Genomic DNA, 10,204 nt, shown 5'->3' on the forward strand with positions numbered 1-10,204 from the left:
TACATGCACAGCATTCAAACCATGATAAAAAACGCCTACAAAAAACACACCAAACTGCTAGCGATGACCATAGTTACCATCATTGCACTTAAACTCATCACACTCGCCCCGCCACTTTTACTTGGAACCATCATCGATACCCTGCAAGGTGACAGCCATCCAGCGTCTAATCTTTTACTCGCATTGACGTCAGGCCTGATTGCCGCGGGATGTATTCATGCTCTCATCACTCCGCTACAAATCCACGCACTGTCAAAGCTGGTACAGCGTATCATCCTAAACGCCTCTATTGAGTGGATTACTGAACTCATACGCAAGGAATTTTCGCTGTTCAATTCCTGGCGAATCGGCCACTTCATAAAATCGGTTGAGCGTGGAATTACTGCTCACGAACAACTTTTGACATTTATCGTGACCATTGCGCTTCCCGTGCTCTTGGAGTTCATGGTTGTTGGAGCTGCTTTTATTCACATAGGGGGCAGTGAGATTTTTTTGAGCATGACGGTGTTTGGAATTATATATCTGGCTGTCACACATAAAATCATCAGATGGAGGAGAAAGCACATCGATGCTGTCAATGAACAGGAAGATGAATTAGGTGCCCACCTCTACAACACCCTCAACGCGGGAAAAATCATAAAGCTGGAAAATGCCATTCCTACGGCACTGCAACCGTTGAACGCAGCACTCGAACGCTATGCCGAGGCTGCGGTGACAACGGCGTCGTCTGGCGGCCTGCTGAGTGCCGCCAAGGTTCTGTTCGTAAGCCTTTCCACTGGGGGATTGCTCTACTGGGGTGTCGTGGACCAATTGTCGGGGGAGCCAAGTATTAGTGTCGGGCAGCTGGTTGCCATTTTTTCAATCGCGGGGAGCTATATGCTCAATATTTCAACCCTGACGGAAGGGTATCGTGTGCTAGACCAGTTCCTCGCAGACCAGCGCCAATTTCAAAGTCTGCTATCACTTGGGAATTTCGATTGCAGCAGTCGAATGGCAACGGTTGATTTCCAACGCTCCTCAAAACTGGAGCTCACACCCTGTGAAGTGGCAGGAACGGCAGCGCCTCGCCTGTCAGTCAAGCGCTCCCTGGAATTTACTCAAGGGCAGTCAGTGGCCGTCACGGGCCCTAGCGGCGCAGGCAAATCCACTTTTATGGAAGTCCTCGCCGGGCTTGATGTATCAACGCGAGACCAACTGAGTATCGACTCGATACCGGTCTCACTGTTGACTGCGCAAGCTCACTTGAACGCCCTGAGGTATTGCCCCCAACAACCAAGGTTTCTAGAAGGCCCTTTTGAACAATCGGTCCTGTTCGGAGGCAACGCATCGCCGATCTTGTCCAGAGCCATACGGCAATTGGAACTGGATAAGATCGTGGCAATACGGCAGCTCAGCGAAAATGCCTCGAATATTTCCGGAGGCGAAGCCAAACGTTTGTCGCTTCTGCGCCTAATCAACAAGCCGGGAAAATTCAACATGTTCGACGAGCCCAGCGCATCCATCGAACCCAGGCTGACCGCGCCCCTTTGGGACCTGTTATTCAACGTTTTTTCCGGGCGGGGGTTAATATGCGTCACCCATGACATTGACCACCTGCATCGGTTTGACCGGGTCATCGTGATGCAAGGAGGAACAATCGTGGACGATGGTCCATGGAGGGAACTGGTCGGCAGGCCAGCGGTCAGGCTGCTGGTGGAGGAAATTCGGATGCAGAACTAGCGAAATATGATGCTGGAGCTGCCGCCGTCATCGCGAGCAGGGCTCGCTCCCACAGGTTCTGCAGTTCGCCTTGGACTTGAGGATTACCTCAGACCCAATGTGGGAGCGAGCCTGCTCGCGATAGCGGTTGTTCAGGTTACATCTAGGTTGAATGTACTGCCGCCATCGCGAGCAAGCTCGGCTCCCACAGGTTTTGCGGTGGGCCCAGGATTCAAGGACTGTCAAAAGTCCCTTGTGGCTAGGTCGGCTGGCGGGTTTCGATGGTATCCAGTGCGCGGTTGGCCAACAGGCTGCCCAGTTCGATCAGCTGTTGGATGCCCAGGAGCAAATGCCGGCGTGAACCGTTCAGGTCGAAGGCCAGGTCTTCAACCATGGCGTTGGCCGAGGCCAGGGTTTCGCTCAGGTTAGCGAGCAGGCTTTCGGTGTCGATGGCTTTGTTTACGGTGAAGAGCTGGCCTGGGGCTGGACCCGATTCGGGTCTGCCTGGTTTGGGATTCAGGTAATGGTCGAGGACTCGGTCGGTGACTTCGTCATGTTTTTGGGACCTGGTTTTTGGGCGCGGTGAGGACGGATCGGTGCCCGGGGGGTTGGGGGTAGCTTTGAACATAAGTGGAACCTCATGTGGGATGGAAGAACCACCACCTCGCTACCAAACGAGGGTGGCGGCCATACGAAGGTTGGTAGACCGGCCCACATGACTCCGGCGCGCCCGAGAGCGCCCTACGCATGGCCACCATCAATACAAATGCTCAGATGCACCTGTAAAAGGTGACGCTTGCGTCACGTAGAGAACCGGGCTACCAAACCCGATCGCTGATTCATCAGCGACCCGGAAACGATAGAACCTGCCTTCCGAGCACACAAGCCGGCGGATTCTGGCGCAGTCGTAGGCAATGGCGCAAGACAACGTAGCCCAATACAGAACACTCCTACATCGAGATAAACATCCCTTCACTTTGTGAGTGCTTCGTACTGGTGCGCCAGCCCGGTCAAGCGGGAGCAAGCTCCCTCGCCACGGGATCAGTGCGCTTGTCCGGGCGGTATTCATCGCAAACAAGCCCACCCCCAGAATGTTTCCAAGCCGATCACAATTGCACACAGTCAATCAAAATCCCGTTAGTCGCCAACCCCCGCCATGCATTAAAGTAACGCCCCCAGCCCCGGCGTTATCCGAACGCCTGGGCCCCCCCTTTCCAGGAACAGTCACCGATGGAACATCGTGAAGCGCTGCTGGCGCTGCGAACCTTTCTTTCTACGCAGATTCTCGGCCAGGAAAAACTCATCGAGCGCCTGCTCATCGCCTTGCTCGCCGACGGCCATATGCTGGTGGAAGGTGCGCCGGGTTTGGCGAAGACCAAGGCGATCAAAGAGCTCGCCGAAGGGATCGAAGCGCAGTTCCATCGCATCCAGTTCACCCCCGACCTGCTGCCCGCCGACATCACCGGCACGGAAATCTATCGGCCGGAAACCGGCAGCTTCGTGTTCCAGCAAGGCCCGATCTTCCACAACCTGGTGCTGGCGGACGAAATCAACCGTGCCCCGGCCAAGGTCCAGTCCGCGTTGCTTGAAGCCATGGCCGAACGGCAGGTCAGTGTCGGGCGCAGCACCTATGAACTGTCGCCGTTGTTCCTGGTGATGGCGACGCAGAACCCGATCGAGCAGGAAGGCACCTACCCGTTGCCGGAAGCGCAGCTCGACCGCTTCCTGATGCACGTCAAGATCGGTTTCCCGGACGCTGCGGTTGAGCGCCGGATCTTGCAGCAGGCCCGGGGCGAAGCGCTGAACGGCGAAGCCAAGCCCGAGCGCCGCGTGAGCCAGCAGGCGATTTTCTCCGCGCGCAAGGAAATCCTCGGCCTGTACATGGCCGACGCCGTGGAGGAGTACCTGGTGCAACTGATCATGGCGACTCGCAACCCGGCCAAGTTCGATCCGGAGCTGGCCGAATGGATCGCCTACGGCGCCAGCCCTCGCGGCTCGATCGCTCTGGACCGCTGCGCCCGGGCCCACGCCTGGCTGGCCGGGCGGGATTTCGTCAGCCCCGAAGACATCCAGGCCGTGCTGTTCGATGTGTTGCGCCACCGTATCATCCTGTCGTTTGAGGCCGAAGCCGCGGGCATCGATCAGGATCGGGTCGTGCAGCGGATTCTCGACGTGGTCGCTGTCGCTTGAGCATGAACCATGAATAACCCACTGGCGCCCGCACCGGGCATCCGCGTCAGCCTGTCGGAGCTGATCGAGATGCGCCATCGCGTGCGCGAGGTGCAGTTGTTCTCGACACCCGGCCAGCGCAGCCCGTTGATTGGCCTGCACCATTCCAAGCTGCGCGGGCGCGGGGTGGATTTCGATCAGGTGCGGGTCTATCAGGCCGGCGACGACGTGCGCACCATTGACTGGCGCGTCACCGCTCGCACTCAGGAGCCCCACACCAAACTGTTCCATGAAGAGCGCGAGCGGCCGATCTTCATCATGATCGAGCAGAGCCACCGGCTGTTCTTCGGCTCCGGCCAGATGTTCAAATCGGTACTGGCAGCCCAGGCCGCCAGCCTGATCGGCTGGGCCGCGCTGGGGCATAACGACCGGGTCGGCGGGCTGGTGTTCGGCAACAACACCCATTACGAAGTCAAGCCGAGGCGCAGCAAACAGAGTCTGTTGCAGTTGCTCAATCGGCTGGTGCGGGTCAATCAGTCGCTGCATCCCGAAGGCGAACCGGACCGCGACTCCTTCGGTATCGCCCTGCGCCGGGCCCGAGAAGTGCTGCGACCCGGCAGCCTGGCGATCATCATTTGCGACGAGCGCGCGCTGTCCGACAGTGCCGAACAGCAACTGAGCCTGCTGTCGCGTCATTGCGACCTGTTGCTGCTGCCCCTGTCCGATCCGCTGGATCATGCCCTGCCCGCCGCCGGCCTGCTGCGGTTTGCCCAACGCGGCGCGCAATTGGAGCTCGACACTCTGAATGTCGAATTGCGCCAGGCCTATCGCGCCCAGGCCGAAGTGCGCCTGGAGCGTTGGGAAATGCTTGCGCAAAAGCTGCGGATCCTGATGATGCCCTTGAGCACCCAGGGCGACATGGTCGAACAACTGCGCGAGTACCTGAACCCCAAGCGGGCCGGGAACAGCCGATGAGCAGCCTCGATCAATTGCAGCCGTTGATGGCGCCGCCGCCGATTGGTTTCTGGCCCCCTGCGCCAGGCTGGTGGCTGCTGCTGGTGTTGATCCCCTTGCTGGGCCTGGGCCTGTGGCAGTTGCGTCGGTTCATCCCCGCCAAACGCCCCGAAACCCGTGCAGAACAACCGCTGGATCCGGTGCGCCTGGCGGCCCTGGCCGAACTCGCCCTGTTGCCCAAGCCCTACGACGGCGCGCCGGCCGGCGCCTGGTTGCAGCAACTCAACGGGCTGCTCAAGCGCCTGTGCCGCAACCATTACCCCTATAGCCAGAGCCACACCCTTAACGGTCGTAAATGGCTGGCATTCCTGGATAACCGCTGCCCGGCCGCCGGTCTCACCCGTTGGATGGTGCTGGTGGAAGGCGCCTACAAACCCGAGTGCAAACTGGATGACAAAGCCATCGCCGGGCTGACCCAGGCGGTCGAAATCTGGATTCGCAAACATGTTTGAATTTGCCTGGCCGTGGGTGTTCGCCCTGTTGCCACTGCCGTGGCTGATGCGTCTGGTGCTGCCGCCGGCCGACAGCGGCGAGCCGGCGCTCAAGGTCAGTTTCCTCGGCGACCTCGAAGGCCTCGTCGGGCGCCGGGCCCGGGCCAACCTGCCGACCTGGCGCCAGCAGGCGCCCTTCATGCTGATCTGGCTGCTGTTGCTGATCGCCGCTGCCCGTCCGCAATGGCTCGGGGAACCGCTGCCCATTGCCGCCAGCGGTCGGGATCTGTTGGTGGCCGTGGATGTCTCAGGATCGATGGACTTTCCCGACATGCAATGGAAGGACGAAGAAGTCAGTCGCCTGTCGCTGGTCCAGCACATGCTCGGGGATTTTCTCGAAGGCCGCGAAGGCGACCGGGTCGGGCTGATCCTGTTCGGCAGCCAGGCTTACCTGCAAGCGCCGCTGACCTTCGACCGCCGCACCGTCCGGCGCTGGCTCGACGAAGCACGGATCGGCATCGCCGGCAAGAACACCGCCATCGGCGATGCCATCGGCCTGGCCCTCAAACGCCTGCGCCAGCGTCCGGCCCACAGCCGCGTGCTGATCCTGGTCACCGACGGCGCCAACAATGGCGGTGAAATCGACCCGCTGACCGCCGCCCGTCTGGCCGCCGACGAGGGTGTGAAAATCTATCCGATCGGCATTGGCGCCGACCCCGAGCAAAGCGGCTCCACCGGTTTTCTTGGCGTCAACCCAAGCCTGGACCTCGACGAACCGACCTTGAAAGGCATTGCCCAGGTCACGGGTGGTCGGTATTTCCGTGCTCAGGACGGCGAGCAGTTGCTGGCGATCAAGGCCACCCTCGACCAACTCGAACCGGTGACCCAGCAACCGACCCAGGCCCGACCTGCCCTGGCGCTTTATCATTGGCCCCTGACCGTGGCGCTGCTGCTGAGCGTGTTGCTGGTGGCCCGGGTGCGCTGGCCGGACAATCCGTTGCAGCGCCTGTTCACCCAGCCGCTGTTCCAACCGACCCAACATACCGAGTGGCGCCAGCGCCTCAAGCGGCTGCGCTTGCGGAGGCGCCGATGATCGCGCTCTGGCCGCATTGGCTGCGCCCTTGGTTCGTATTGCTGCTGCCCTTGCTGGGCTGGCTGCTCTGGCAACTGTGGCACCGGCAGAAACGCGTAGGCCGCTGGCAGATGATTCTGCCCCCGGCCTTCCATAGCGTGCTGCTCAGTGGCGGCAGTGGCCGCGAAAGCCGGTTACCGTGGATTGCCTTGGGCCTGGCCTGGTTGTTGATCGTGCTGGCCTTGCTGGGGCCGAGCTGGGCGCGCGTCGAACAGACCAGCCAACGCCCCGCCGACCCACTGGTGGTGCTGCTGGAACTGACCCCGGAGATGCTCGCCACCGACGCTCCACCTACGCGCCTGGAACAGGCCCGGCGCAAAGTGCTGGACCTGCTGCACAATCGCAGCGACGCGCAGACCGCGATCATCGTCTACGCCGGCAGTGCCCACACGCTGGTGCCGCTGTCCGACGATCTCGCCACCAGCGCCAACCTGCTCGAAGCCCTCAAGCCTTCGATCATGCCGCAAAGTGGTCATCGGGCCGATCTGGCGGTCAACAAAGCGCTGGCCTTGCTGGACCAGGGTGAACTCGGCCATGGCCGGATCCTGCTGATCGGTTCGTCATTGAGTGAACAGGAACGCCACGGCATCCGCCAGTCCCTGGAAGGTTCCGCCACCCGATGGCTGATGCTCGGCATCGGTACCCGCGAAGGCGCGCCCGTGGCCCAGGAGGATGGCAGCTATCTGAAGGATGCCCAGGGCGCGATCCTGGTGCCACGCCTGGACAATCCGGGCCTCAAGTCCTTCGCCAGCGAGCTGGACGGCCGCTATCGTCAGGCGCGACTGGATGACAGCGATCTGCGGGGCCTGGGCCTGCTGGACGGTCCGCGCCATCTGCGCAGCGACGGCCAGACCCTGCGCCTGGACACTTGGGCCGACCAGGGATACTGGTTGCTGCTGCCACTGTTGTTGCTGGCTGCCTGCGCCGGGCGTCGCGGCTGGCTGTTCTGCCTGCCGTTGTTGCTGGCGTTGCCGCAGACCGGCCACGCTTTTGAATTCGAGGATTTGTGGTTGCGCCCCGATCAGCAAGGCCAGCATCTGCTCAAGCAGAAGCGCCCGGCCGAGGCCGCCAAGCACTTCGAGGACAGCCAGTGGCAAGGTGTCGCCCTGTATGAAGCTGGCGACTACAGTGCAGCCGCTCAGCGCTTCGCCGAGGGCAACGATGCCCGGGCCCATTACAATCGGGGTAACGCCCTGGCCCGCAGCGGTGAACTGGAAGCGGCGCTCGATGCCTACGAACAAGCCCTGGAGCTGCAACCCGACCTGCGCCCCGCCCAGACCAACAAGGCGCTGGTGCAAAGCCTGTTGAACGAACAGACACCGCCGACGGACGAACCCAAACCGGCCGACCAGCAAGAGCCGGGGCCCGCCGAACAGGCGCCGAATGCCGACGCTCAAGCGCAGTCGTCTGAGCAGGGCCAGCCGTCCGCCGAAACGCCTGCACCGCCGGACGAGGCCCAGCCATCCCACGCCGCCCCGCCCGGTGCCCAGGATGTGCCGGGCAGCGAACTGCCGGACGAGCAGACCACCACCCCGCCGCTGCGCCCCGCCGGCGACCAGCGCAACGAAGAAGAACAACGTCAGGCAATGGAACAATGGCTGCGCCAGATCCCGGATAATCCGGGCGAACTGCTCAGACGTAAGTTCTGGTATGAACAGCAAAGCCATCAGGCCCAGGGAAAAACCCCATGACCCGCGTCACCGTCTACTTCCTCGCGTTGTTGTTCTGGGCCTTTGGCGCCCAGGCTGCACAGCTGACTGCCAGCGTGGACCGCGGCCGCGTGAACTCCGGGGAAACGGTGGAACTGACCCTGGAATCCAACGACGCCACGCTGTTCGGCAAACCCGACCTGAGCCCGCTCCAGGCGCTGTTCGATGTACGCGGCACCCGCCAGGTCAACCAGCTGACTACCCTAGACGGCGAGAACCGCGCCACCACGCGCTGGATCGTGACGCTGCTGCCGCGCCAGAGTGGCACCGTGGTCATCCCCGCGCTGCAACTGGGCGAAGCCACCAGCCAGCCGATCACCCTGCAAGTGATCGAAAGCGAGACCCGCAACGCGTCCGGCACACTTGCGCCGATATTCATCGAAGCCAGCCTCGACCAGCACCAGGTGTACGTGCAGGCGCAGGCGATCCTGACCCTGCGCATCTACCATTCAGTGTCGCTGTACGACGACAGCAGCCTGACACCGCTGCACATCCCCGATGCACGCACCGAGCAGCTGGGCGAATCGCGCACCTACGAAAAGGTCATCAACGATGTGCGCCACGGCGTGATCGAGTTGCGGTATGGCATCTATCCCCAGCGCAGCGGTGAGCTGACCGTTCCGGCCCAGACCTTCAGCGCCACGCTGGTCGAACCGGTCGCCCAAGGCGCGGTGCCGTCGGGGCCCAAACCGGGGCAACTGATGCGCGTCAGTTCCGAACCGCTGCACCTGAACGTCAAGCCCAAGCCTGCCAGCTACCCGGCCGACGTGCCCTGGCTGCCGGCACGCAGCCTTTCCCTGAGCGAAAGCTGGAGCCCGGAACCGACCCACAGCCAGGTCGGCGACTCCCTCACCCGCAGCCTGACCCTGGAAGCCGAAGGCCTGGCCAGCGCCCAACTGCCGCCCTTGCCCGCCACCGAAATCAACGGTTTGCGGCGTTACCCGGACCAACCGGTCCTGAGCAGCCGCAGCAGCGAGCGCGGTCTGGTGGGCAGCCGTGAAGACCGTGAAGCCCTGGTGCCGAACCGCAGCGGCACCATCGAGCTGCCGCCGGTAGAGGTGGTCTGGTGGAACACCCTGGAAGACCACCTGGACCGCACCAGCCTGCCGGCGCGGACCCTGCAAGTAGCGAACAATCCGAGCCTGATGGTGGATGCGCCAGCGGGCCCGGCGCAAATCGTCACCACCGTGGACAGCGACGCCTTGTGGTACTGGCAGTTGACCAGCTTCATCCTGTTCTGCACCACCCTGCTCGGCCTCGGCTTATGGTGGCGGGCACGCTCGCAGCCGGCGGTGCTGCGCGCGACCCAGGCCGGACCGAGCCCACGCACCCTGCTCGACGACCTCAAGCGCGCCTGCCTGGCCAACGACCCCCACGCGACCCGCCAGGCCCTGGACGCCTGGGCCCGCCAACAGCCGGAAACCCTGGCCGACATGGCAGCCCGCTTCGTCCCCCTGTCCGACGCGCTGGACGGCCTCAACGGCGCACTCTACAGCGAGACCGGCCAGCACTGGCAAGGCGAAGACCTGTGGCGGGCAATTCGCACCATCCCCACCGCCGACCACTCCAGGGACCCGCTGGGCGAGAGTGGGTTGCCGCCGCTTTATCCCAAGTAACCCGCCGGGCGGGTGCTCCGATGAAAACCTTCGTGACGACCCCGAGTGGACAAAGCATGCTAGCGAAGCCGATCCATCGTGGGAGCGAGCCTGCTCGCGATGGCGGTGGGTCAGCCAGGCAGATATTGAATGGACCGGCGCCTTCGCGGGTAAACCCGCTCCCACAGGGTTTTGTGGCGGGTGCAGAGTTTGTAGGCACACCAAGATCACTGTGGGAGCGAGCCTGCTCGCGATAGCGGTGGGTCAGCCAAGCAGATATCGAATGGTCCGCCGCCTTTGCGGGTAAACCCGCTCTCACAGGGGTTTTGTGGCGGGTGCAGAGTTTGTAGGCACACCAAGATCACTGTGGGAGCGAGCCTGCTCGCGATAGCGGTGAGTCAGCCAGGCAGATATTGAATGGACCCCCGCCTTCGCGGGTAAACCCGCTCCCACAGG

At 62.3% G+C, this 10,204-nt stretch carries 8 protein-coding genes; 7 read left to right on the forward strand and 1 reads right to left on the reverse strand.

All coding sequences use genetic code 11. The features are described from left to right. Positions 1 to 3: 3 nt before the first annotated feature. Complete coding sequence (locus ACLEJQ_RS06690; protein WP_440793338.1) at positions 4 to 1,719, forward strand: ATP-binding cassette domain-containing protein; 1,716 nt, start codon at positions 4 to 6, stop codon at positions 1,717 to 1,719. A gap of 238 nt (positions 1,720 to 1,957) precedes the next feature. Here ACLEJQ_RS06690 and ACLEJQ_RS06695 read toward each other — a convergent pair whose 3' ends face one another. Continuing rightward, entirely contained in the window at positions 1,958 to 2,326 is a 369-nt protein-coding gene (locus tag ACLEJQ_RS06695) for a DUF6124 family protein (protein ID WP_440793340.1), read from the reverse strand. 602 nt (positions 2,327 to 2,928) lie between these two features. Between ACLEJQ_RS06695 and ACLEJQ_RS06700 the strand changes: the two genes are divergently transcribed. Genes ACLEJQ_RS06700 through ACLEJQ_RS06725 form a run of 6 tightly spaced genes read left to right on the forward strand, consistent with a single transcriptional unit; the run spans position 2,929 to position 9,769 of the window. After that, entirely contained in the window at positions 2,929 to 3,888 is a 960-nt protein-coding gene (locus ACLEJQ_RS06700; RefSeq protein ID WP_440793342.1) for an AAA family ATPase, read from the forward strand. A gap of 9 nt (positions 3,889 to 3,897) precedes the next feature. Beyond that, the gene (locus tag ACLEJQ_RS06705) at positions 3,898 to 4,842 is read left to right on the forward strand and encodes a DUF58 domain-containing protein (protein WP_440793344.1); all 945 of its coding nucleotides are present in this window, start codon (positions 3,898 to 3,900) and stop codon (positions 4,840 to 4,842) included. Further along, positions 4,839 to 5,333: a DUF4381 domain-containing protein gene (locus ACLEJQ_RS06710; protein WP_440793346.1), complete on the forward strand. Its 495-nt coding sequence runs from the start codon at positions 4,839 to 4,841 to the stop codon at positions 5,331 to 5,333. The genes ACLEJQ_RS06705 and ACLEJQ_RS06710 overlap by 4 nt, the downstream gene beginning before the upstream one ends. After that, positions 5,326 to 6,405: a vWA domain-containing protein gene (locus ACLEJQ_RS06715; RefSeq protein WP_440793348.1), complete on the forward strand. Its 1,080-nt coding sequence runs from the start codon at positions 5,326 to 5,328 to the stop codon at positions 6,403 to 6,405. Before ACLEJQ_RS06710 ends, ACLEJQ_RS06715 begins: the two co-directional genes overlap by 8 nt. Continuing rightward, positions 6,402 to 8,135 carry a tetratricopeptide repeat protein gene (locus ACLEJQ_RS06720; protein ID WP_440793350.1) on the forward strand — a complete coding sequence of 578 codons (1,734 nt, stop codon included), beginning with the start codon at positions 6,402 to 6,404 and terminating at the stop codon, positions 8,133 to 8,135. The genes ACLEJQ_RS06715 and ACLEJQ_RS06720 overlap by 4 nt, the downstream gene beginning before the upstream one ends. Then, complete coding sequence (locus ACLEJQ_RS06725; RefSeq protein ID WP_440793352.1) at positions 8,132 to 9,769, forward strand: BatD family protein; 1,638 nt, start codon at positions 8,132 to 8,134, stop codon at positions 9,767 to 9,769. The genes ACLEJQ_RS06720 and ACLEJQ_RS06725 overlap by 4 nt, the downstream gene beginning before the upstream one ends. Positions 9,770 to 10,204 lie beyond the last annotated feature (435 nt).

The sequence above is a fragment of the Pseudomonas sp. SMV71 genome (assembly GCF_052042015.1).
Lineage (GTDB): Bacteria > Pseudomonadota > Gammaproteobacteria > Pseudomonadales > Pseudomonadaceae > Aquipseudomonas.